The sequence below is a fragment of the Janthinobacterium sp. 64 genome (assembly GCF_002813325.1).
Taxonomy (GTDB): domain Bacteria; phylum Pseudomonadota; class Gammaproteobacteria; order Burkholderiales; family Burkholderiaceae_D; genus Janthinobacterium.
This window is the reverse complement of the sequence record NZ_PHUG01000001.1, coordinates 2532975-2554567: the sequence shown is the minus strand read 5'-3', so window position 1 is coordinate 2554567 and position 21593 is coordinate 2532975. Positions and strand designations below refer to the sequence as shown.

Annotated in this window: 24 protein-coding genes; 19 read left to right on the top strand and 5 right to left on the bottom strand. The window is 59.3% G+C overall.

The genetic code is table 11. The annotated features are described in order from the left end of the window. Positions 1-90: 90 nt before the first annotated feature. The 4 genes from purN (at position 91) to CLU91_RS11215 (ending at position 4863) form a co-directional block, all read left to right on the top strand. Positions 91-699 carry a phosphoribosylglycinamide formyltransferase gene (gene purN, locus CLU91_RS11230; protein WP_076568208.1) on the top strand — a complete coding sequence of 203 codons (609 nt, stop codon included), beginning with the start codon at positions 91-93 and terminating at the stop codon, positions 697-699. A gap of 21 nt (positions 700-720) precedes the next feature. Beyond that, positions 721-2040 (top strand): RsmB/NOP family class I SAM-dependent RNA methyltransferase, encoded by a 1320-nt coding sequence (locus tag CLU91_RS11225; RefSeq protein ID WP_100874218.1) that lies wholly within the window; start codon positions 721-723, stop codon positions 2038-2040. A gap of 122 nt (positions 2041-2162) precedes the next feature. Continuing rightward, the gene (locus CLU91_RS11220; protein ID WP_100874217.1) at positions 2163-3521 is read left to right on the top strand and encodes a mechanosensitive ion channel family protein; all 1359 of its coding nucleotides are present in this window, start codon (positions 2163-2165) and stop codon (positions 3519-3521) included. 133 nt (positions 3522-3654) lie between these two features. Next, positions 3655-4863: a DesA family fatty acid desaturase gene (locus tag CLU91_RS11215; RefSeq protein WP_100874216.1), complete on the top strand. Its 1209-nt coding sequence runs from the start codon at positions 3655-3657 to the stop codon at positions 4861-4863. 137 nt (positions 4864-5000) lie between these two features. Here the strand turns inward: CLU91_RS11215 and rpmG are convergent, their stop codons facing one another. From rpmG to radC, 3 genes are all read right to left on the bottom strand, one after another. Next, positions 5001-5168: a 50S ribosomal protein L33 gene (gene rpmG, locus CLU91_RS11210; RefSeq protein ID WP_010400929.1), complete on the bottom strand. Its 168-nt coding sequence runs from the start codon at positions 5166-5168 to the stop codon at positions 5001-5003. 22 nt (positions 5169-5190) lie between these two features. Further along, on the bottom strand, positions 5191-5427 hold the full coding sequence (rpmB, locus tag CLU91_RS11205; RefSeq protein ID WP_010400928.1) for a 50S ribosomal protein L28: 237 nt from the start codon (positions 5425-5427) through the stop codon (positions 5191-5193). Between the two features lie 248 nt (positions 5428-5675). Beyond that, positions 5676-6350, bottom strand: coding sequence for a RadC family protein (gene radC, locus CLU91_RS11200; RefSeq protein ID WP_100874215.1), 675 nt, complete (start codon positions 6348-6350; stop codon positions 5676-5678). A 121-nt stretch (positions 6351-6471) separates the two neighbouring features. Here radC and CLU91_RS11195 point away from each other — a divergent pair, with 121 nt between their 5' ends. The 6 genes from CLU91_RS11195 (at position 6472) to CLU91_RS11170 (ending at position 11856) form a co-directional block, all read left to right on the top strand. Then, entirely contained in the window at positions 6472-6927 is a 456-nt protein-coding gene (locus tag CLU91_RS11195; protein ID WP_100874214.1) for an FKBP-type peptidyl-prolyl cis-trans isomerase, read from the top strand. A gap of 10 nt (positions 6928-6937) precedes the next feature. Next, a complete protein-coding gene (gene ispH / locus CLU91_RS11190) occupies positions 6938-7885 on the top strand; it encodes a 4-hydroxy-3-methylbut-2-enyl diphosphate reductase (protein WP_100874213.1) in 948 nt (315 codons plus the stop codon). A 299-nt stretch (positions 7886-8184) separates the two neighbouring features. Next, positions 8185-9114 (top strand): branched-chain amino acid ABC transporter permease, encoded by a 930-nt coding sequence (locus CLU91_RS11185; RefSeq protein WP_100874212.1) that lies wholly within the window; start codon positions 8185-8187, stop codon positions 9112-9114. Between the two features lie 22 nt (positions 9115-9136). After that, positions 9137-10354, top strand: a complete 1218-nt coding sequence (locus CLU91_RS11180) for an ABC transporter permease subunit (protein ID WP_100874211.1) — start codon at positions 9137-9139, stop codon at positions 10352-10354. 12 nt (positions 10355-10366) lie between these two features. Further along, complete coding sequence (locus CLU91_RS11175; protein ID WP_034747484.1) at positions 10367-11140, top strand: ABC transporter ATP-binding protein; 774 nt, start codon at positions 10367-10369, stop codon at positions 11138-11140. Next, positions 11137-11856 (top strand): ABC transporter ATP-binding protein, encoded by a 720-nt coding sequence (locus CLU91_RS11170; protein WP_100874210.1) that lies wholly within the window; start codon positions 11137-11139, stop codon positions 11854-11856. The genes CLU91_RS11175 and CLU91_RS11170 overlap by 4 nt, the downstream gene beginning before the upstream one ends. Before the next feature lie 116 nt (positions 11857-11972). Here the strand turns inward: CLU91_RS11170 and CLU91_RS11165 are convergent, their stop codons facing one another. Then, positions 11973-12539, bottom strand: coding sequence for a phasin family protein (locus CLU91_RS11165; protein ID WP_100874209.1), 567 nt, complete (start codon positions 12537-12539; stop codon positions 11973-11975). A gap of 348 nt (positions 12540-12887) precedes the next feature. Between CLU91_RS11165 and CLU91_RS11160 the strand changes: the two genes are divergently transcribed. The 3 genes from CLU91_RS11160 (at position 12888) to CLU91_RS11150 (ending at position 15803) form a co-directional block, all read left to right on the top strand. Next, positions 12888-13814: a DMT family transporter gene (locus CLU91_RS11160; protein ID WP_100874208.1), complete on the top strand. Its 927-nt coding sequence runs from the start codon at positions 12888-12890 to the stop codon at positions 13812-13814. A gap of 19 nt (positions 13815-13833) precedes the next feature. Continuing rightward, positions 13834-14553 carry a nitroreductase gene (locus tag CLU91_RS11155; protein WP_100874207.1) on the top strand — a complete coding sequence of 240 codons (720 nt, stop codon included), beginning with the start codon at positions 13834-13836 and terminating at the stop codon, positions 14551-14553. Between the two features lie 176 nt (positions 14554-14729). Further along, positions 14730-15803, top strand: a complete 1074-nt coding sequence (locus tag CLU91_RS11150) for a serine hydrolase (RefSeq protein WP_100874206.1) — start codon at positions 14730-14732, stop codon at positions 15801-15803. 91 nt (positions 15804-15894) lie between these two features. Here CLU91_RS11150 and CLU91_RS11145 read toward each other — a convergent pair whose 3' ends face one another. Next, positions 15895-16674: an IclR family transcriptional regulator gene (locus CLU91_RS11145; protein ID WP_092795825.1), complete on the bottom strand. Its 780-nt coding sequence runs from the start codon at positions 16672-16674 to the stop codon at positions 15895-15897. Between the two features lie 153 nt (positions 16675-16827). On the opposite strand from CLU91_RS11145, the gene CLU91_RS11140 reads away from it, so the two are divergent. The 6 genes from CLU91_RS11140 (at position 16828) to cysW (ending at position 21593) form a co-directional block, all read left to right on the top strand. Beyond that, on the top strand, positions 16828-17211 hold the full coding sequence (locus CLU91_RS11140; RefSeq protein WP_100874205.1) for a diacylglycerol kinase: 384 nt from the start codon (positions 16828-16830) through the stop codon (positions 17209-17211). A gap of 130 nt (positions 17212-17341) precedes the next feature. Beyond that, the gene (locus CLU91_RS11135) at positions 17342-18346 is read left to right on the top strand and encodes a sulfate ABC transporter substrate-binding protein (protein ID WP_058050127.1); all 1005 of its coding nucleotides are present in this window, start codon (positions 17342-17344) and stop codon (positions 18344-18346) included. Positions 18347-18382: 36 nt separating this feature from the next. Beyond that, positions 18383-18949, top strand: a complete 567-nt coding sequence (locus CLU91_RS11130; protein ID WP_100874204.1) for an RBBP9/YdeN family alpha/beta hydrolase — start codon at positions 18383-18385, stop codon at positions 18947-18949. Positions 18950-18991: 42 nt separating this feature from the next. After that, a complete protein-coding gene (locus CLU91_RS11125; RefSeq protein WP_100874203.1) occupies positions 18992-19630 on the top strand; it encodes a peroxiredoxin in 639 nt (212 codons plus the stop codon). Positions 19631-19860: 230 nt separating this feature from the next. After that, positions 19861-20670, top strand: coding sequence for a sulfate ABC transporter permease subunit CysT (cysT, locus tag CLU91_RS11120; RefSeq protein ID WP_232730918.1), 810 nt, complete (start codon positions 19861-19863; stop codon positions 20668-20670). Next, the gene (cysW, locus tag CLU91_RS11115; RefSeq protein ID WP_100876688.1) at positions 20667-21593 is read left to right on the top strand and encodes a sulfate ABC transporter permease subunit CysW; all 927 of its coding nucleotides are present in this window, start codon (positions 20667-20669) and stop codon (positions 21591-21593) included. Before cysT ends, cysW begins: the two co-directional genes overlap by 4 nt.

Genomic DNA, 21593 nt, shown 5'->3' with positions numbered 1-21593 from the left:
CGGCTGCGGCGCGCCGGCGCTTATGTTGCGCCGCAACAATAATACCGGCCTTTCTAGATTCGCATCGCCATAGCGGGTACAATGCGCGCTATGAAAAATATCGTTATCCTCATTTCCGGACGCGGCAGCAACATGGAAGCGGTCGTGCGCGCGGCGCAAGCCGAGCAATGGCCAGCCCGGATTGCCGCCGTCATCAGTAACCGGGCCGACGCCCAGGGACTGGTTTTTGCCGCGGAACATGGGATAGCGACGGCAGTCGTTGCCAACAAGGATTATGCCAGCCGCGAACAGTTTGATGCGGCGCTGCAAGCCGTGATCGACGGCTTTGCCCCCGACCTGGTCGTGCTGGCCGGTTTCATGCGTATCCTGACGCCGCCTTTCGTCGAGCATTACGCGGGGCGCATGCTCAATATCCACCCGTCGCTGCTGCCGCTGTTCCCGGGCATGGCGACGCACCGCCAGGCGCTTGAGGCGGGGGTGACGGAACACGGCGCGACCGTGCATTTCGTGACTGCCGAGCTCGATCATGGCCCGGCCGTGGCGAGCGCGACAGTCCCCGTCTTGCCAGGCGACACAGAAGACAGCTTATCGGCGCGCGTGCTGGTACAGGAACATCTGCTTTACCCGCGCGCCATCCGCCTGTTCATTGACGATAAACTGTCAGTCGAGCATGGCCAGGTCCGCGTGGACCCTCAATAAAATATTACAGGAAAAATAACAATGAGATTGCCACCAGCGATACTTGCCAATGCTGAAGAAGTGTTGCGCGAAATTTTACGTTTCACGGCCCCGGCCGACACCACCCTGTCGCGCTATTTCCGCGACCATCCGCGCCTCGGTTCGCGCGAACGTGGCGCCATCGCCGAAGGCATTTATGCCGTGCTGCGCAACAAATCGTTCTTTACCGATTTCGCCGAAGCGGGCAGTGGCCCGACCATGCGCCGTTTGACCATCCTCGGCCTGGCCGAAGCGGTCGGTGCCGACTCCCTGGGCGGCCTGACGGAAGAAGAAGTGGAATGGCTGGAACGCATCACGCAGATCGACCGCAGCCTGATGCCGTCGAACATGCGCGCCAACATGCCGACCTGGCTGTTCGACAAGCTGATCGCCCAGTTCGGCGAAGCGGAAACCATGAAGCTGGCCGATGCGCTGAACGCGCCGGCGCCGCTGGACTTGCGCGTGAACTCGCTCAAGGCCACGCGTGACGACGTGATGCTGGCCCTGGCCGAAGCGCCTATCCTCAGCACGCCTACGCCATTCGCGCCGCTGGGGCTGCGCGTGATCAAGAAGCCATCGTTGCAAAACTTGCCATTGTTCCAGAGCGGTGCCATCGAAGTGCAAGATGAAGGCAGCCAGATCCTGTCGCAGATCGTCGGCGCCAAGCGTGGCGAGATGGTCGTCGATTTCTGTGCCGGCGCGGGCGGCAAGACGCTCGCATTGGGCGCGCTGATGCGCAACACGGGTCGTTTGTATGCATTCGACGTGTCGGAAAAACGTTTGGCCAAGCTGAAGCCGCGCATGGCCCGCAGCGGCTTGTCGAACGTGCATCCGGTGCAGATCGCGCATGAGCGCGATGCCAAGATCAAGCGCCTGGCCGGCAAGATCGACCGCGTGCTGGTCGATGCGCCATGCAGCGGCCTGGGCACCCTGCGCCGCAATCCGGACGTGAAATGGCGCCAGCAGCCGAACTCCATCGTCGAACTGCAAGCCAAGCAGGCAGCCATCCTGGCCGGCGCGGCGCGTCTGGTCAAGGGTGGCGGCCGCCTGGTGTACGCCACCTGCAGCTTCCTGAATGAAGAAAACGATTTTATCGCCGAGCAATTCCTGGCCGCGCATCCGGACTTCACCCTGGTGCCGATGAGCAAGGTGTTGGCCGAACAGAAGATCGAGCTGGAAATGGGCGACTACCTGAAATTGCTGCCGCATTTGCACCAGACCGACGGCTTCTTCGCCGCCGTGTTCGAGCGCAAGGTCATGCCGAAAAAAGTCTACGCCGATGAAAAACCGGCCGACGACGCTGACGCTGAAGCAGCCGAGTAAGCCTGTCATGAGCCGCCGCTGCACCCTGCAGTAGCGGCTTTCAATGCCGCCAGCCCGCCTGGCGGCATGGGTTCGATGCCCATCCGTACCACTTCCGTCCCACCTTCCGGACCGTATCCGCCATGAATGAAACCCCGCTGCTCAACCTGATCACTGATTTTGTCAATGATTTCCGCCAACCGGCCATCCTGTGGCAGGCGCTGGTCATCGTCGCCTGCCTGGCGCTGAGCTGGCTGCTGGTGCGGCAGTTGCGCGTGTTCCTGCATAAGCGGGCGGAAGCGGCGGCCACGCCAGCCACGCCGGAAACCTTGCAGCGTACGGATAGTTTCATCCGCATCCTGACGCCCGTGCTGGCGGCCATGCTGCTGGGCATTGCACAACATTTCCTGGCCAAGTTCCAGTCGGTGAATTTGCTCAGCATCGCCATTCCCCTGTGCACCTCGATGGCGCTGGTGCGCTTCGGTTTTTATGTGCTGCGCCGCATTTTTGCCCGCCACGGCGAGATCAGCCCCACCATGTTGCTGCTGGAAAAGATCTTCACGGTGGTGGTGTGGGCCGGCATGGCCCTGTATATCACGGGCCTGTGGCCGGAACTGCATGCTTTCCTGGAAGGCATCGTCGTACCGCTGGGACGCAACAAGGTCTCCGTGGCTGCCATCTTGCAAGCCGCTATTTCCGTGGCCGTGCTGCTGGTGCTGGCCATGTGGGCCGGCACCTCGCTCGACGAGCGCCTGATGAAAATGCAAGGTCTGCATACCTCCTTGCGCGTGGTGCTGTCGCGCATGGGCCGCGCCGTGCTGATCCTCGTTTCCGTGCTGGTCAGCCTGTCGCTGGTGGGCATCGACCTGACGGTGCTGTCCGTGTTTGGCGGCGCTTTCGGCGTGGCGCTGGGCTTTGGCTTGCAAAAGATCGCCGCGAACTTCGTCTCCGGCTTCATCATCCTGCTCGACCGCAGCCTGACCATCGGCGACATGATCACGGTGGGACAATTTACGGGCAAGGTAACGCAGATCAATACGCGCTATACTGTGTTGCTGGGCGGCGATGGCGTTGAATCCATCGTGCCGAATGAAATGCTGATTTCCGGCGGCGTGCAGAACATGTCGCTGAGCAACCGCATGGTGTGGCTGTCGACGGCCGTGTCGGTGGGCTATGAAACGGATATCGATGTCATCTTCCCCTTGCTGGAAGCGGCGACGGCCAAGGTGCCGCGTGTGTCGCAAAGCAATCCGCCATCGGCTACCCTCGTGCGTTTCGGCGCCGACGGCCTCGATGTGCAGATCGGCTTCTGGATCGCGGACCCGGAAAATGGTACCGGCGGCGTGAAGTCGAATGTGAACCGCGCCATCTGGCGTACCTTGCAGGAACATAAAGTGACTGTACCGTTTCCGCAACGCGAATTGCGTATTGTTGGTACGCCTCCTGCCCCGCTCGCGGGCGCGGCAGAGGGTGAGTCCGCCCCATCCGGCACCCAGCCTTAACCTCGCTGCCTGCCTCCGATTTTGCCTGAGAATACCCATTAGGGCGTACAATCACGCCTAAAATTAACTCTGCCGGACCTCCAGAGTCACTGGAGCGACCGTGCGCACGCCCTGTCCACTTGGAGTAGCAGTAATGACATTGAGTTCCGTTTTACACGACGTTTTGCAGTTCATGGCCACTGGCATTACCGATCTGTCCGCATGGCAAGTTTTCCTGTACACCATGGTGGTCACCCACATCACGATCGCCAGCGTCACGATTTATCTGCACCGCCACCAGGCCCACCGCGCGCTGGAATTGCATGCGATTCCCAGCCATTTCTTCCGTTTCTGGCTGTGGCTGACGACGGGCCAGGTCACCAAGGAGTGGGCCGCCATCCACCGCAAGCACCATGCCAAGTGCGATACGGAAGAAGATCCGCACAGCCCCGTGACGCGCGGCATCAAGAAAGTGTTCTGGGAAGGCGCCGAGTTGTACCGCGCTGAATCGAAGAACATGGAAACCATGGCCAAGTACGGCCACGGCACGCCGACGGACTGGATCGAGCGCAACCTGTACACGAAGTACAGCTGGCTGGGCGTGGTATCGCTGTTCGTTATCAATTTCATCCTGTTCGGCGTGATCGGCATTTCCGTGTGGGCCGTGCAAATGATGTGGATACCCATCACGGCGGCCGGCATCATCAACGGCATCGGCCACTACTGGGGCTACCGCAACTACGACTGCGCCGATGCGGCCACCAACATCATTCCCTTCGGCATCTTGATTGGCGGCGAAGAGTTGCACAACAACCACCATACGTATGCGACGTCGGCCAAGCTGTCGTCGAAATGGTATGAAATCGATATTGGCTGGGCGTATATCCGCGCGCTGGAAATGCTGGGCCTGGCCAAAGTGAAAAAGCTGGCGCCGGAGCCGAAGTTCTCGCACGGCAAGCTGGAAGCGGACTTCGAGACCTTGCAGTCGGTCATCGCCAACCGCTACGACGTGATGGCCAAGTACGCGAAATCGATCAAGCATGCCTGGAAGGAAGAGCTGGAACACCTGAAGCACAAGGCCGAGCTGGAAAAGCGCTTCCTGAAATCGTCGCGCAAGCTGATGCAGCGCGAGCCGGGCAAGCTGGCCGATGCACACCACGAGCAACTGTCGGAACTGTTCCAGCACAGCAAGGCGCTGGAAACCATGCACCACATGCGCGTCGAGCTGGGCGCCATCTGGGAACGTTCGCACTTTACGCGTGAACAGTTGCTGCAAAAGTTGCAAGACTGGTGCGCGCGCGCCGAAGCGTCGGGCATCCAGTCGCTGCAAGATTTCTCCTTGCGCCTGCGTAGTTATGCCTGATTAGCCGTTGCGCCATATCAAGGCCCTGGATTCCAGGGCCTTTTTTTCGTCCCGGTAAAAGGGAGGGGGGCGACTGAAAATCAGGACGAAAAAAAACCGCTCATCGGAGCGGCTCTTTTTACAGAACACAAGATCAATTACTTGATTTTGGTTTCTTTGTACGTGACGTGCTTGCGTGCTTTAGGATCAAATTTCATGATCTCCATTTTCGCAGGCGTCGTACGCTTGTTTTTGGTAGTCGTGTAGAAGTGACCCGTACCGGCGGTCGATTCTAACTTGATTTTGTCGCGGCCTGATTTTGCCATGATAGCTCCCTTATTCTGCTAATTAGACTTTTTCGCCACGAGCGCGCATATCGACCAATACGGCGTCGATGCCGACTTTATCGATGACGCGCAGACCGGCGTTGGACAAACGCAGGGAGACCCAGCGGTTTTCAGATTCAACAAAAATACGACGATTCTGCAAGTTAGGCAAAAAACGACGTTTGGTTTTGTTGTTTGCATGGGAAACATTGTTGCCGACCATCGGCTTCTTCCCAGTGACTTGGCAAACACGTGCCATGGCGCACTCCTTAAAGATATTCCAAATTGGAAAAACGAGAGTATATCCAAAATAAGCAGATTTATCAATGACTTGCGAAAAACAATTGTGTCATGTTGTATTGAAATAATTTAACAATTTGGTTTTTCCCCTTCTTTATAGGGGAAAGCACTGGTAAACAGGACTGTTTACTGTTAGATAAGCGTCCCGCTGCTGTCACGTATGTCCTTGTTTACACATGGTTAACTGTGACCAGGGCGGGCGCGGGCCTAGATCTGGCCGTGTTCCGCGAACGAATGCACTTGCCGCCCGGCCACGACGAAATGGTCGAGGATGCGCACGTCCACCAGCGACAAGGCTTGCACCAGCGCGCGCGTGAGCAATAAATCCGATTCGCTGGGCTCAGGCGTGCCGGATGGGTGGTTATGGGCCAGCATCACGCTGGCCGCGTTGTGCAGCAGCGCTTGTTTCACCACTTCGCGCGGGTACACGCTGGTATGGGTGAGGGTGCCGCGAAACATTTCCTGGGTCGTGATCAGGCGGTTCTTGACGTCCAAAAACAACACATGAAACGCTTCGTGCGCCAGGTTGCCCAGGGTCAGGCGCAAATAGTCTTTGACGGCGTGCGGCGAATTGAGGGCCTGGCCCGTTTGCAAATCCTCGATGATGGCGCGCCGCGCCAGTTCCAGCACGGCTTGCAGCTGGGCAAACTTGGCGCTGCCCATGCCATGCACGGCGGAAAAACTCACGAGGCTGGCGCCAAACAGGCCCCGCAGGGAGCCAAAGTGCTCGACCGTGTCGCGTGCCAGTTCCACGGCACTCTTGCCGCGCACGCCAGTGCGCAGGAACACGGCCAGCAATTCTGCGTCCGACAGCGAGTGTGCGCCATCCTCGATCAGGCGTTCGCGCGGCCGTTCGCGGGCCGGCCAGTCCTTGATGCCCATGCCGTTCTCCTGTTTGTCACCGGCTCGTGCCCCAGCATGGCCTTCTTTGACGAAGCCATGGGGCAGGCGCGGCCAGTGTGGCTTACAATATCGTTTTGCATCAGCTACTTGAAAACTCACTATGTCCAACGAGCAACCAGCAGTCGTCACCGAAGCGGCTTACCTCACCCTGCATTATCGTCTTGCTACTGTTGACGGTACTGATATTGTCACTACCTTTAGCGGAAATCCTGCTACCTTGATGCTGGGACAGGGCCAGCTGGCGCCATTCCTCGAACAGCGTTTGCTGGGCTTGCCTGAAGGCACGCACCAGACGTTCGAGCTGGCGGCCGGCGAAGGCTTTGGCGAGCGCAATCCCGAGCTGGTGCAGTCCGTCTCGCGCGTGACCCTGGATGAAAACTCGGTGCCCGGTGCCGACTACAAGATCGGCGACCTGGTCGACTTCGCCGCGCCGGGCGGCGGCCGCTTTGCCGGCGTGCTGCGCGAAATGCGCGAGGACTCGGCCCTGTTCGACTTCAACCATCCGCTGGCCGGCCAGCCGCTGCGCTTTGAAGTCAAGCTCATTTCGGTGCTGTGAAGGAATAGCGATGGATAAAGAACTGTTACTGGCCCAGCCCCGCGGTTTCTGCGCTGGCGTCGACCGGGCGATCGAAATCGTCGAACGTGCCTTGCAGCAATTTGGTGCGCCGATCTATGTGCGCCATGAAATCGTCCACAACGCCTATGTGGTGGCCGACTTGCGCAACAAAGGCGCCATCTTCATCGACGACCTCGATGACGTGCCTGCTGGCAATACGCTCGTGTTTTCCGCGCATGGCGTGTCGAAAGCCGTGCGCGCCGAGGCGGAATCGCGCGGCCTGAGCATTTTTGACGCGACTTGCCCGCTGGTCACCAAGGTGCACATGGAAGTGGGCAAGATGCGCCGCGAAGGCCGCGAGATCATCATGATCGGCCACGACGGCCATCCCGAGGTGGAAGGCACGATGGGCCAGGCCGATATGGGCATGCATCTGGTGGAAACGCTCGACGATGTGGCTGCTTTGCAGGTTGCCAATCCGGACAGCCTGGCCTATGTTTCGCAAACAACGTTGTCAGTTGACGACACTAGCGACATTATTGCGGCCTTGAAAGCGAAATATCCGAATATCGCCGAGCCGAAAAAAGGCGACATCTGCTACGCCACCACGAACCGCCAGGAAGCCGTGAAATTCATGGCGCCGCAAGTGGAAGTGGTGATCGTCGTGGGTAGCCCGAACAGCTCGAATTCGAACCGCTTGCGCGAAGTGGCCGAGAAGATGGGCACGCCAGCCTACATGGTCGACAATGCCTCGCAGATCGATCCCGCCTGGCTGGAAGGCAAGCTGCGCGTGGGTGTGACGGCTGGCGCCTCGGCGCCCGAGGTGCTGGTGCAAGCCGTCATCGACCGCTTGAAAGAGTGCGGCGTGAAGAGCGTGCGCCCGCTCGACGGCGTGCAGGAAGCCGTCACCTTTCCGATGCCGAAAGGCCTCGATGGCCTCAAGCGCGACGTGGCCTGAGTCTGCAGGACGATTGCGTATCGATGAGGAGTTACCTCAAAACCGAATTTAATTCGGAAATGATCGATTTATTCCAAGCTTAGTTTTTGCAAAAGATCGTTATGATTGCTTCAAGCTTGAATATGTTGTCGTTATGACTAAGCAAGGTCACGCCCGTTTTGAGTGCGTGCACCATGCTGGTGAGAACGGTCCAGGGATGGCACTGCAGGAATTCTTCCTCCGGTGCCGTTTTTGTATCAGCGACCTATTCTGGCGGAAGTTGTTCCCGAAAAATGCATATTTGATAGGGCAATCTGACCATGGATACATTCATCCAGCAAATCATTAACGGCTTGGTGCTGGGCAGCATGTATGCCTTGATCGCCCTCGGTTACACGATGGTGTACGGCGTCTTGAACCTGATCAACTTCGCCCACGGCGACGTGCTCATGATCGGCGCCATGGTGGGCCTGACCATCCTCAAGCTGCTGGGCATTTATGTACCGGACTGGCCCGGCTATCTGAAACTGGCCACCGCCATCCTCGGCGCCATTCCCGTCTGTATGCTGGTCAACATCTTCATCGAGCGGGTCGCCTACCGCCGCCTGCGCAACGCCCCCCGCCTCGCCCCCCTGATTACCGCCATCGGCATCTCCATCCTGCTGCAAACCTTCGCCATGATGATCTGGACGCGTAATCCGCTGCCATTTCCCCAGTTGCTGTCGACCGACCCGCTGCACATCGGTGGCGCTGTTATTTCCCAAACGCAAGTATTGCTGCTGGCCCTGGCCGCCATTTCCATGGGATCCCTGGTCTTACTTATTGAGAAAACCAAGATGGGCCGCGCCATGCGGGCCACGGCGGAAAACCCCCGCGTGGCGGGCCTCATGGGTGTCGATTCCGACAAGGTCATCGTCGCCACGTTCGCCATTGGCGCCGCGCTGGCCGCCGTGGCCGGCGTGATGTGGGGCGCCAACTATGCTTCGGTAAAGTTTTCGATGGGAGCGCTGCCCGGGCTGAAGGCATTTTGCGCGGCCGTGCTGGGTGGCATCGGCAATATCTATGGCGCCATGCTGGGCGGCATCCTGCTGGGCCTTATCGAGAGCCTGGGTGCCGGGTATATCGCCTATCTCACCGCTGGTTTCCTCGGCAGCAATTACCAGGATATCTTTGCCTTCATCGTGCTGATCATCGTGCTGACCCTGCGCCCGTCCGGCATCATGGGCGAACGAGTGGCCGACCGTGCCTGACGTGAAACTGGGAGATTAAATCATGGCACTACTCGATTTTGACGCTAAGAAAAATCCGACCAAAGCCTACGCCGGCATGCTGGGCCTGGCCGCGCTGCTGATGGTGTTCCCGTTTTTTGCCGCCCAGTTCGGCAATTCGTGGGTGCGCATCGTCGACATGGCCTTGCTGTACATCATGCTGGCCCTGGGCTTGAACATCGTCGTCGGCTTTGCCGGCTTGCTCGACCTCGGCTACATCGCCTTCTATGCCGTGGGTGCCTACCTGACGGCCTTGCTGGCCTCGCCGCAGTTCGCCATCCTGCTCGAATCGGTGGTGAATCAATATCCGGTGCTGGGCGAGACCCTGGTGCAACTGATGGGGCCGGAAATCCGCGAAAACGGCATCCATTTGTCGATCTGGATCATCGTGCCGCTGGCCGCTGCCGTGGCGGGCCTGTGCGGCGCTTTGCTGGGCGCGCCGACCTTGAAACTGCGCGGCGACTATCTGGCCATCGTGACCCTGGGCTTTGGCGAGATCATCCGTATTTTCATGGGCAACTTGAATGAGCCCGTCAATTTCACGAATGGCGTGCAAGGCATCAACATGATTGACCCGATCCGCATCTTCGGCGTCAATCTGGCGGGCGAGGCGGGCACCAACAGCACCGTCGTGGTGGGCGGCTTTTCCATGCCGTCCGTAAATGCCTATTATTTTCTATTCCTCTTTCTGTGCATCGCCGTCGTGTTCGTCACCAAGCGCCTGCAGCATTCGCGCCTGGGCCGCGCCTGGGTGGCCATCCGCGAAGACGAGATCGCCGCAAAAGCGATGGGCATCAATACGCGCAACGTCAAATTGCTGGCCTTTTCCATGGGCGCCTCGTTCGGTGGCGTGGCCGGCGCCATGTTTGCCTCGTTCGAGGGCTTTGTCGCGCCGGAATCGTTCTTGCTGACGGAATCGATCGCCGTGCTGGCCATGGTGGTGCTGGGCGGCATCGGCCATATCCCTGGCGTGATCCTTGGCGGCGTGATCCTCGCTTCGATACCCGAAGTGTTGCGCCACGTGGTGGAACCGGCGCAGAAGGCGCTGTTTGGCGAGGTCATCATCGACGCTGAAGTACTGCGCCAGTTGCTGTACGGTCTGGCCATGGTACTTATTATGCTTATACGTCCCGCCGGCCTGTGGCCATCGCCGAAGCACGAAGACCGGCCCGACCACGATGTGGACCAGCCGAACAAATCCACCGGCGTCGTGTCCGCTTAAGGGAGGGATAGCATGAGCGAACAGATCATTCTCAATATTGCCGGCGTAAATAAACGTTTCGGTGGCTTGCAGGCGCTGACGGACGTGGGCATCACCATCAGGCAAGGGCAGATTTACGGCTTGATCGGCCCGAACGGTGCCGGAAAGACCACTTTCTTTAACGTCATTACGGGCCTGTACCAGCCCGACACGGGCACCTTCGAGTTGGCTGGCAAGCCGTATTCGCCGTCCGCGCCGCACAAGGTGGCGAAGGCGGGCATCGCCCGCACCTTCCAGAACATTCGTCTGTTCGGCGACATGACGGCGCTGGAAAACGTCATGGTGGGGCGCCATGTGCGTTCGCACCAGGGCGTGTTCGGCGCCATCTTCCGCCACAAGGCGGCGCGCGAGGAAGAGGCGTCCATCCGCAAGCGGGCCATGGAGCTGCTCGATTTCGTCGGCATCGCCCAGTTCGCCAGCCGCACGGCGCGCTTCCTGTCGTATGGCGACCAGCGGCGCCTGGAAATTGCCCGCGCGCTGGCCACCGATCCGCAACTGCTGGCTCTCGACGAGCCGGCGGCCGGCATGAACGCCACGGAAAAGCTGGCCCTGCGCGAATTGCTGGTGAAAATCAAGGCCGAAGGCAAGACCGTGCTGTTGATCGAGCACGACGTGAAACTGATGATGGGACTGTGCGACCGCATCACGGTGCTCGAATATGGCAAGCGCATCGCCGAAGGCTTGCCGGCCGAAATACAACAAAACCCGGCCGTCATCGAGGCTTACCTGGGGGGATCGCACGCATGAGCAATATATTGAAGGTGGCGGGCCTGCACGTGGCCTACGGCGGCATCAAGGCCGTCAAGGGTATCGACCTGGAGGTCAACGAAGGCGAGCTGATCGCCCTGATCGGCGCGAACGGCGCGGGCAAGACGACGACCTTGAAAGCCATCACGGGCACCTTGCCGGCCTGCAAGGTCGAAGGCACGATCAGCTACTTGGGCGAATCGCTCAAGGGGACGAAATCGTTTCACCTGGTGGAAAAGAAGCTGGCCATGGTGCCGGAAGGGCGGGGCGTGTTTACCCGCATGTCGATCCGCGAAAACCTCATGATGGGCGCCTACACGCGCACGGACAAGGCCGGTGTCGAGGATGACATCGCCAAGTGGTTCGACGTGTTTCCCCGTCTGAAGGAACGGGCAGCGCAGATGGCCGGCACCCTGTCGGGCGGCGAGCAGCAGATGCTGGCCATGGCGCGCGCGCTGATGAGTCATCCGAAGCTGCTGCTGCTCGACGAGCCGTCGATGGGCTTATCGCCCATCATGGTCGAGAAAATCTTCGAGGTGATCCGCAAGGTGTCGTCCGAAGGCATCACGATCTTGCTGGTCGAACAGAATGCCCGTTTGGCCCTGCAAGCGGCGCACCGCGGTTATGTGATGGATTCCGGCCTGGTCACCATGGGTGGCAACGCGGCCGCCATGCTCGACGATCCGCGCGTAAAGGCGGCGTATCTGGGAGAGTAAGCGCGCATAAAAAATGCCCCAGCTAGGCTGGGGCATAATGGCATCCGTCGGGGAAGTACGGGATGGATGCCTGGAGGAGCTGGTACTAGCGGACCGCCGGAGCGGTCACACAAGAATTACTTGGCGGCAGCGCGTGGCACGACTTTTTCAGCTGCTTGCGTGAACTGGTTCACGGCCGAGGTCAGGTTCGCTTCGATGGCTTCGACGGCTTGCTTGCTGGTTTTCGAGAATTGCTCGTAGCCTGCATTGGCGTTGCCGATGGCGCTTTTCAGGATGGCGACGGCGTTTTCCGAACCGGCTGGCGCGTTCTTGGTGACTTCTTCCACCAGGGACAGGACTTTGCGGTTGGTTTCAGCGATTTGCGATTCAGCAGCTTTGCTGAACTCGGCTTGGGTGCCGGACGTGATGGCAGCCAGGTGACGACCGTAAGCGATGGCTTTTTCGGCGCCAGGCTGGGCTTGAGCAGCGCTCAGCGAGAAGAATTCTTGTGGATCTTTTGCCGACAGCAACTGCTTGGCGGCGGCGGTCGATTCTTCCAGGGTCGCTTTTGCAGCGGTCAGGTTCAGTTCGACGATCTTTTCGATGCCTTCGAAGGCTTTGCCCGTCAGCGACGAGAACAGGGCGAATTGGGCTTCCAGGTTGGCTTTGGTAGCGGACGAAAATTGCTCAGGAATTGAAAACATATAAATCTCCAAAAAATCGAAATCTGGTTAATTTGATGCTGCGTGTACCGTTTGGGAAAGCAGGTGAATCTAAATTTTCAAGCTGAACAAGAATTGTGCAACGCAACAAACCCTATTCTACGGCGAAAAAAAATGAAGTCAAGCGATTCTTGTGCGATGCAACAATTGAATAGATTTGCATCAAAAACCATTGTTTCTAAAGAGAAATATTTGATTTCTGGGTGTTAATGGTTTAGCCCTAAACTGTTATTTCCCCGCCTTTCAGGACGGGTGCGGCGCAGCATGCTAGACTTTGCCTCCCGCACTGGCGTAGCGCCCGGTGCCGACCCCGTTTCCCGAGTTGATACCATGTCCAATCTTCCCGCCGCGGCTGGCGCCAGCGGCAAAGCCCCCAAAGCCTCTTTCCTGACGACCCTGGCGCCGATGGCCTTGCCCGGCTTCTTTGTGTTGTTATGGAGCACAGGTTTTATCGTGGCCAAGTTCGGCCTGCCCTACGCGCCGCCGCTGACCTTTTTGCTGCTGCGCTTCCTGGGCGTGCTGGTGATCCTGCTGCCGCTGGTGCTGATCCTGCGCGCACCGTGGCCCGTGGGGCAGTTTCGCCAGATCGCCGTGGCCGGCATTCTGATGCAGGCCGGCTACCTGGCCGGCGTCTGGTGCGCCATCAAGCTGGGCATGCCGGCCGGCCTCTCCGCGCTCATTGTCGGCATGCAACCCGTGCTGACGGCCTGCGCCGCACCATTGATCGGCGAATCCGTGCGCCCGCGCCAGTGGCTGGGTCTGTTCTTCGGCTTGCTGGGCGTGGCCCTGGTCGTGTACGCCAAGATCAACCTGGTCGGCCTGACCGTGGAAAGCGTGCTGCTGTGCGTGCTCGCGCTGTTGTCGATGACGGCCGGCACCATGTACCAAAAACGCCACTGCCCCCACTTCGACTTGCGCACCGGCACGGTGGTGCAGTTTGCCGCTTCCATCGTCGTGGTCTTGCCCTTCGCCCTGTATTACGAGGGGTTGGACCTGCATTTCAGCAACGTGCAATGGACGGCGAATTTCATCGGCGCCTTGCTGTGGTCGGTACTCGTGCTGTCCATCGGCGCCATCTTCCTGCTGTTCGCCCTGATCCGCCGCAGCGATGCGACGAAAGTGACGGGCTTGCTGTACCTGACGCCGCCCACGACGGCCGTGATGGCCTGGCTGATGTTTGGCGAAGCCTTTAATATGCTGGGCATCGCCGGCATGCTGGTGGCCGTGGTCGGTGTGGTATTTGTGGTCAAGAAGTAGAGCGCGGGAGAGCAGGGCAGTGAGCAAGCAAGCATCAACCATACAGTCGGCGCAGCAAGCCGTCGACGCCGTGATTCTGTCGCGCCGTTCGATCCGTGCCTTTTTGCCCACGCCGGTGGCGCAAGACGCTATCGCGCGCATCCTCGAAGTGGCGGCGCGCGCGCCCTCCGGCGCCAACATGCAGCCGTGGAAAGTGTATGTGCTGTCGGGCGAAGCGCGCCTGCGCCTGTCGCGCCGCATCCTCGACGCCTATGCCGCACCGAAGGCGCCCGATGCCCCCGCGCGCACGGCGTCCTATACCTATTACCCGCGCCAGTGGACGGCGCCATTCATCGAGCGCCGCCGCAAGATCGGCCTGGACCTGTATCAGCTGCTGGGCCTGGAGCGCGGCGACACGGCCGGCATGGCGGCCCAGCACGGACGCAATTTCCAGTTTTTCGATGCGCCCGTCGGGTTGATCTTTACCATCGAACGGGTGCTGGAGCAGGGCTCCTGGCTCGACTACGGCATGTTCTTGCAAAACATCATGCTGGCGGCGCGCGCGCGGGGGCTCGATACCTGCCCGCAAGCGGCCTTCATCCATTACCATGACATCATCCGCGACGAGCTGGGCGTGCCGGCCAGCGAAATGGTGGTGTGCGGCATGGCCCTCGGCTATGCCGACCCGGACAAGATCGAGAACCGCTTGAACACGGAACGCGAGCCGCTGGCCGGCTTTGTTAAATTTATCGATCAATAGACACGCCAGCGATTTGCGCAAGCAATCAGTTGATTAAGGATGAGTCTGTTTGCTGATCGCCAACGATTTGTATTTCGTTGCTGCAATAAATACTGTCCCAACTGTTAAATAGGCTTGCGATTACTCTGCATTTCGCTACACTGCAATAAGGCAACAGCTTCACGGGGAATTATCGAATGGCTAAGTTTAAACTTGCGCTGGGTATCCTGGCTTCCCTGCTGTTTGTGCTGGCGCCGGCTGCGGCCGTGCACGCCAGGGAAGCGAACGGCAAATCCTCAGCCTCCAAGAAACACAACACCAAGAAAGTCAAAGTCGTGCTGCGCAAGGGCGCGACGGCCGCGCCGCGCGACAAGACCGTGCGCCGGGTCGTCATGGTGCGCGGCAAACGCAAGGTCATCTATCAAAAAGTCAGCAGCGTGGCCGTGCCCATGGCTGCGCCGATGCCCACCATGGGCGATCTGGCCGGCCTGAACCTGACACGCGATCCGCTCGACCTCAAGTCCAGCGTGGCGCTGGTGCTGGACCAGGCCAATGCGGAAGTGCTGTTTGAAAAGAATTCCAATGTCGCCCTGCCCATCGCCTCCATCACCAAGATGATGACGGGCCTGGTGGTGGTCGAAGCGCGCCAGGATATGGATGAAGTGCTGACGATCACGGACGAGGACGTCGACCGCGCCAAGTTCAGCAGCTCGCGCCTGAAAGTGGGCTCGCAATTGACGCGCGCGAATATGCTGCACATCGCCCTGATGAGCTCGGAAAACCGCGCCGCCTCGGCGCTGGGGCGCAATTATCCGGGCGGCTTGCCTTCGTTTGTCGACGCCATGAACAGCAAGGCGCGCCAGCTGGGCATGATGGATACGCATTACGTCGATTCCAGCGGCCTGTCGAAAATGAACGTGGCCAGCGCGCGCGACCTGGGCAAGCTGGCCATGGCCGCCTTCCGCCATCCGCTGCTGCGCGAGTACTCGACGGATCCGAAAGCCATCGTCGAAGCGAGCGGCCAGCCCATGCAATTTGGCAATACGAATCACCTGGTGGCCAATCCGGGCTGGGAAATCGGCTTGCAAAAGACGGGCTTCATCAATGAGGCGGGACGTTGCTTGATGATGCAGGCCGTCATCGAAGGACGGGCCGTGATCATGGTTTTCCTTGATTCCAAAGGGAAACAGTCGCGTACGGCCGATGCGGGACGCATGCGCAAGTGGCTGGAAGCACTCAAACCCGCCAACATGAGTCTGCCAGGCGGCTAAAAATGTCCATGGCAGCGTTGACCGGGGTCTGACCCGCCGGGGGAATTTTCTCAACAGAGGAAATTCCGATCTTGCAAGACAGACCCCAGCTTTAGTCCTGTGGAATAAAACCCAACGTGACGGAAATCTGGTTCGCCGTTTCCACCAGGTCCACCAGCCACTCATCCTGCAAGCGGTCGGCCGGCGCCGAGATCGACAGGCCCGCAATCAGCTTGCCCGAGTCGTCGCGGATGCCGGCGGCCATGCAGCGCACGCCCAGTTCCAGTTCTTCATTGTCGCGCGCATAGCCGCGTTCGCGCACCAGGCTCAGCTCGCGTTCGAGTTTCAGCAGATCCGTGATGGAATTCTTGTTGTGCCCGGCCAAGCCCGTGCGCGTGGCGTACGCGCGGATGGCTTTCGGCTCGTCGACGGAGAGGAATAATTTACCGGTCGAGGTCAGGTGCAGCGGGCCGCGGCCACCGATGGCGCGCACGACCTGCATGCCCGAGCGCTCGGAAAAGGCGCGGTCGATGTAGACGATCTCGTCGCCCTGGCGCACGGACAGGTTGATCGTTTGCTGGGTTTTCTTGTGCAGCTGGCGCATGAAGTCCAGCGCCGCTTCGCGCACGCTGAGGCGGCTTTTCACCACATTGCCCAGTTCCAGCAGGCGCATGCCCAGCCGGTACGTGCCCGGTTCGATACGGTCGACAAAGCGCGTCAGCACCATGTCGTTGAGAATGCGGTGCGCCGTCGAGGGGTGCAGGCCGGAAACTTTCGACAATTCCTTCAGGCTGACCGGGTCGGAATATTTAGCCAGGGCATCGAGCAGGGCGACCATGCGTTCGATCACCTGTATGGTTGTCTTCGGGGCAGCGACCGGTTCAATTTTCATGATGGATTTGGTGCAATGCAGTATTCATGCTTCTTTATACCATGATGTGAAAAAATAGTGAAATGTTCCGAGATATTCAGCGAATAAATTGTCACAATTCTCATATTGGCCGTCATAATTGACGGCTGGATGGACTTTGAACCATGGAAAACTATGCAACCTGTCAATGAATTCAAGAGCAAGAGTGGCTTGAAACGGATTTTCTCCGCCTTTTTCTACTCGCTCGATGGCTTGAAAGCGGCCTGGCGCCATGAACATGCGTTCCGCCAGGAACTGGGCTTGTTCGTCGTCGGCACGCTGATCGCCTTGCTGCTGCGCATCTCCGCGTTTGAAAAACTGGTGCTGATCGGCGTGCTGCTGCTGGTCTTGATCGTGGAACTGATCAATTCGGCAATCGAAGCCGTGGTCGACCGCATTTCGCTGGAACGCCATCCGCTGTCGAAAAACGCCAAGGATTTTGGCAGCGCCGCCGTGCTTCTGACCTGCATCCTGGCCTTCGCCACGTGGGCAGTGGTGCTGTTCAACCGTTTTTATTAACTGCTAAATCCCCGTTGCGCGCCGTCCATATGTGAAAAACGCATATCAAACGGCGAAACGCTTCGTTCTCTTTGCGGCCATGGCGCCGTAATCTGGTGGCTCTGAAAGTTCAACCACTCGGGGATCTTAGATGCTGTCGAAAAAAATCATCATTGCCGCCGCCATCAGCGCGTTTGCCCTTCTGCAAACGGCGCAGGCTGCCGATATCACCCTGCTCAACGTGTCATACGACCCGACGCGCGAGCTGTACCAGGATGTGAACACGGCATTTGCCAAGGAGTGGAAAGGCAAGACGGGCGACAACGTCAAGATCAAGCAATCGCACGGCGGTTCCGGCAAGCAGGCGCGCGCCGTCATCGATGGCCTGGAAGCGGACGTGGTCACGTTGGCCCTGGCCTATGACATCGATGCGCTGGCCGAGCACAAGCTGCTGGCCGCCGACTGGCAAAAGCGTTTGGCGCACAACAGCTCGCCGTACACCTCGACCATCGTGTTCCTGGTGCGCAAGGGCAACCCGAAAGGCATCAAGGACTGGAACGACCTGATCAAGCCGGGCGTGTCCGTCATCACGCCGAATCCGAAAACTTCGGGCGGCGCCCGCTGGAACCATTTGGCAGCGTGGGGCTATGCGCTGCGCCAGCCGGGCGGCAATGAAGCCAAGGCCAAGGATTTCCTCGGCAAACTGTATAAAAACGTGCCCGTGCTCGATTCCGGCGCACGCGGCGCCACTACCACCTTCGTCGAACGCGGCATCGGCGACGTGCTGATCGCCTGGGAAAACGAGGCGTATCTCGCCGTCAAGGAACTGGGCCCGACCAAGTTCGACATCATCACGCCTTCCGTCAGCATCCTGGCCGAGCCGCCCGTCGCTGTTGTCGACAAGTTTGCCGACAAGCACGGCACACGCAAGGTGGCCGAGGCTTACCTGAACTACCTGTACACGGACGAAGCGCAAGACATCATCGCCAAGAATTACTACCGTCCCGCAACGGACAAGGCGGCGAAGAAATACGCGTCGCAGTTTGCCAAGGTCAATCTGTTCACCATCGAGCAAGTGGCCGGTGGCTGGACGGCAGCCCAGAAGGCACACTTTGCCGACGGCGGTATCTTCGACCAGATTTATCAACCGAAATAATCAAGCCTGCCTGTGTTGATTTTTTAAGGATCCATCATGGCGCTGCGCAGCTTTTCCGATTACCGGGTACTGATTGTGCCGGGCTTGCATAACAGCGGTCCCGAGCACTGGCAGAGCCGCTGGCAACGCCTGTATCCGCAATTCGAACGGGTCGAGCAGGACGACTGGAACGCACCCGAGCTGGCCACCTGGTCGGCGCGCCTGGACCAGGTGCGCCGGCAAGATGCGCGCCCGACCCTGATCGTCGCCCACAGCTTCGGCTGCCTGGCGACGGCGCACAGCCTGGCGCGCGACCCGCAAGGCGTTGCCGGCGTGCTGCTGGTGGGGCCGGCCGACCCGGACAAGTTTGGCGTGGCGAAGGCATTGCCGCAAAAGCGGCTGCCTTGCCCCGGCATCCTGATCGCCAGCCAGACGGACCCGTGGATGACGGCCGAGCACGCGGCGCAGTGGGCACGGCGCTGGAATTGCAAGTATATTGATGGCGGTGCGCTGGGCCATATCAACGCCGAGTCGCGCCTTGGCGACTGGGTCTACGGCCAGGCGCAGCTGCAAACACTGTTTGATCTGGCGCAAAGCGACAAACGCCACCGTCAGGCAGCCTGATACGACGAACATCCCGCCACACAACTTTTCAAGGAGATCACGATGACTTTACGCTTGGGCGATGTCGCCCCTGATTTTGAACAAGACAGCTCGATCGGTCCGCTCAAGTTCCACGAGTGGGCTGGCAATTCCTGGGTGGTGCTGTTTTCCCACCCGGCCGACTTTACCCCCGTGTGCACGACGGAACTGGGCCTGACGGCCAAGCTCAAGCCGGAATTCGACAAGCGCAACGTGAAGGCCATCGCCCTGTCGGTGGACGCGGCCGAGTCGCACAAGAGCTGGATCAAGGATATCGAAGAGACGCAAAACACGGTGGTGGGCTTCCCCATCATCGCCGACATCGACAAGAAAGTGTCGGTGCTGTACGACATGATTCACCCGGAGCAATCCGTCACGGCCACCGTGCGCTCCGTCTTCATCGTCGACCCGAACAAAAAAGTACGCCTGATCCTCACGTATCCGCTCAGTACGGGCCGCAACTTCAATGAAATCCTGCGCGTCATCGATGCCCTGCAACTGACGGACGGCTACACGGTGGCGACACCAGGCAACTGGCAAGATGGCGACGATGTCATCATTCCATTGACCGTGCAAGACCCTGACGTCATCAAGCAAAAGTATCCGAAGGGCTTTACGGCAGCCAAGCCGTATCTGCGCTTGACGCCCCAGCCAAACAAGTAAAAGTTTCAATTCCAATAAAAAACGCACCTCGCCGGTGCGTTTTTTTTCGCCCGCCGATTCTGCTGGCAAGTATGCAAAATCCATCTAAGCAAATGAGAAATGGTTAGTTCTTTTTATAACGCTTGCATGTGATTATTGCGCCCTATAACTCAAAAATGTAATAAGAAGGGGTTTCTATGTCTGCAGCATCAGCAGCACCGCTCAAGGCGCGCGGCGCGCCGTTTCGGGTCATGCCGGGTTTCAAGCTGTCACTGGGCTTCACGCTCTTTTACCTGGCCCTGATCGTCCTCATTCCGCTGTCGTCGGTGTTCCTGAAAACCTTTACCATGACGTGGGACGCCTTCTTCAGCGCCGTCACCTCCGACCGCGTGATGGCGTCTTACCGCCTGACGTTTGGCGCCTCGCTGATTGCCGCGCTGCTGAACGTGGTGTTTGGCGGCATCCTGGCCTGGGTGCTGGTGCGCTATAAATTCCCCGGCAAGCGCATCATCGACGCGCTCGTCGACTTGCCGTTTGCCTTGCCGACGGCCGTCGCCGGCATCACCCTGACGGCCCTGTATTCGTCGAACGGCTGGTTCGGCCAGTTCATCGAAGGCGTGCTGGGCATCAAGGTGGCGTTCACGCCGCTGGGCGTGGTGGTGGCGCTGACCTTCATCGGCTTGCCGTTTGTCGTGCGCACCGTGCAACCGGTGCTGGAAGACGCGGAAAAGGAACTCGAAGAAGCAGCTGCCAGCCTGGGCGCCAATTCCTGGCAAACGTTTATTCGCGTCATCTTCCCCACGATTTTGCCGTCCTTGCTGACGGGCTTTGCGCTGGCCTTTGCCCGCGCCACGGGCGAGTACGGTTCCGTGATCTTTATCGCCGGTAATATGCCGATGGTGTCGGAAATCACGCCGCTATTCATTATTACCAAGCTGGAGCAATACGATTACGCGGGCGCCACGGCCATCGCCGTGGTGATGCTGGTGGTCTCCTTTTTGCTGTTGTTGACGATTAACCTGCTGCAAGCATGGACGCGCGGAAAGGCGAAGAAATCATGAGTACGAATATCACTGCCGTGGCGAATGTGGAAGATGCGCTGCCAAAAGCGCGCCGCATCGAACCGAACGTCGGCCCCGTCGTGCTGGAACCGCTGTGGGTGCGCACGGTCTTGATCACCGTCGCCTTGCTGTTCCTGACGGCGTTCCTGATCGTGCCCCTGGTGGCCGTGTTTGCGGAAGCGTTCAAGAAGGGCTGGGAAGCGTATATCGCCGCCATTATCGATCCGGACGCGATTTCCGCCATTAAATTGACCCTGATCACGGCCGCCATCGCCGTGCCGCTGAACCTGGTATTCGGCGTGGCGGCATCGTGGTGTATCGCCAAGTTCGAGTTTCGCGGCAAAAGCATCTTGCTGACCCTGATCGACTTGCCGTTTTCCGTTTCCCCGGTGATTTCCGGCCTGATCTATGTGCTGATGTTCGGCGCCCAGGGCTGGTTCGGTCCGTGGCTGCAGGAACACGACATCAAGATTTTGTTTGCCGTGCCCGGCATCGTGCTGGCCACCATCTTCATTACCTTCCCCTTCGTCGCGCGCGAACTGATCCCGCTGATGCAGTCGCAAGGCAGCGAAGAGGAAGAGGCCGCACTCGTGCTGGGCGCCTCGGGCTGGAACACGTTCCGCCGAGTCACCTTGCCGAACATCAAGTGGGGCCTGCTGTATGGCGTGATCCTGTGTAACGCTCGCGCCATGGGCGAGTTCGGCGCCGTGTCCGTGGTCTCCGGCCATATCCGCGGCGAAACCAACACCATGCCGCTGCAAGTGGAGATTTTGTACAACGAGTACAACTTTGCCGCCGCGTTTGCCGTCGCCTCGCTGCTGGCCTTGCTGGCGCTGGTGACCCTGGCCTTGAAAGCTTTCATTGAGTGGCGTTTGAACGAGAGCGACGCCGACGATTCCGCCTTACGTTCTACGGAGCACTGA

Bases quoted from the DNA above. Each gene is read 5' to 3' on its own strand.
- purN (WP_076568208.1), top strand. From the start codon at position 91: ATGAAAAATATCGTTATCCTCATTTCCGGACGCGGCAGCAACATGGAA.
- CLU91_RS11225 (WP_100874218.1), top strand. From the start codon at position 721: ATGAGATTGCCACCAGCGATACTTGCCAATGCTGAAGAAGTGTTGCGC.
- CLU91_RS11220 (WP_100874217.1), top strand. From the start codon at position 2,163: ATGAATGAAACCCCGCTGCTCAACCTGATCACTGATTTTGTCAATGAT.
- CLU91_RS11215 (WP_100874216.1), top strand. From the start codon at position 3,655: ATGACATTGAGTTCCGTTTTACACGACGTTTTGCAGTTCATGGCCACT.
- rpmG (WP_010400929.1), bottom strand. From the start codon at position 5,168: ATGGCAAAATCAGGCCGCGACAAAATCAAGTTAGAATCGACCGCCGGT.
- rpmB (WP_010400928.1), bottom strand. From the start codon at position 5,427: ATGGCACGTGTTTGCCAAGTCACTGGGAAGAAGCCGATGGTCGGCAAC.
- radC (WP_100874215.1), bottom strand. From the start codon at position 6,350: ATGGGCATCAAGGACTGGCCGGCCCGCGAACGGCCGCGCGAACGCCTG.
- CLU91_RS11195 (WP_100874214.1), top strand. From the start codon at position 6,472: ATGTCCAACGAGCAACCAGCAGTCGTCACCGAAGCGGCTTACCTCACC.
- ispH (WP_100874213.1), top strand. From the start codon at position 6,938: ATGGATAAAGAACTGTTACTGGCCCAGCCCCGCGGTTTCTGCGCTGGC.
- CLU91_RS11185 (WP_100874212.1), top strand. From the start codon at position 8,185: ATGGATACATTCATCCAGCAAATCATTAACGGCTTGGTGCTGGGCAGC.
- CLU91_RS11180 (WP_100874211.1), top strand. From the start codon at position 9,137: ATGGCACTACTCGATTTTGACGCTAAGAAAAATCCGACCAAAGCCTAC.
- CLU91_RS11175 (WP_034747484.1), top strand. From the start codon at position 10,367: ATGAGCGAACAGATCATTCTCAATATTGCCGGCGTAAATAAACGTTTC.
- CLU91_RS11170 (WP_100874210.1), top strand. From the start codon at position 11,137: ATGAGCAATATATTGAAGGTGGCGGGCCTGCACGTGGCCTACGGCGGC.
- CLU91_RS11165 (WP_100874209.1), bottom strand. From the start codon at position 12,539: ATGTTTTCAATTCCTGAGCAATTTTCGTCCGCTACCAAAGCCAACCTG.
- CLU91_RS11160 (WP_100874208.1), top strand. From the start codon at position 12,888: ATGTCCAATCTTCCCGCCGCGGCTGGCGCCAGCGGCAAAGCCCCCAAA.
- CLU91_RS11150 (WP_100874206.1), top strand. From the start codon at position 14,730: ATGGCTAAGTTTAAACTTGCGCTGGGTATCCTGGCTTCCCTGCTGTTT.
- CLU91_RS11145 (WP_092795825.1), bottom strand. From the start codon at position 16,674: ATGAAAATTGAACCGGTCGCTGCCCCGAAGACAACCATACAGGTGATC.
- CLU91_RS11140 (WP_100874205.1), top strand. From the start codon at position 16,828: ATGCAACCTGTCAATGAATTCAAGAGCAAGAGTGGCTTGAAACGGATT.
- CLU91_RS11135 (WP_058050127.1), top strand. From the start codon at position 17,342: ATGCTGTCGAAAAAAATCATCATTGCCGCCGCCATCAGCGCGTTTGCC.
- CLU91_RS11130 (WP_100874204.1), top strand. From the start codon at position 18,383: ATGGCGCTGCGCAGCTTTTCCGATTACCGGGTACTGATTGTGCCGGGC.
- CLU91_RS11125 (WP_100874203.1), top strand. From the start codon at position 18,992: ATGACTTTACGCTTGGGCGATGTCGCCCCTGATTTTGAACAAGACAGC.
- cysT (WP_232730918.1), top strand. From the start codon at position 19,861: ATGCCGGGTTTCAAGCTGTCACTGGGCTTCACGCTCTTTTACCTGGCC.
- cysW (WP_100876688.1), top strand. From the start codon at position 20,667: ATGAGTACGAATATCACTGCCGTGGCGAATGTGGAAGATGCGCTGCCA.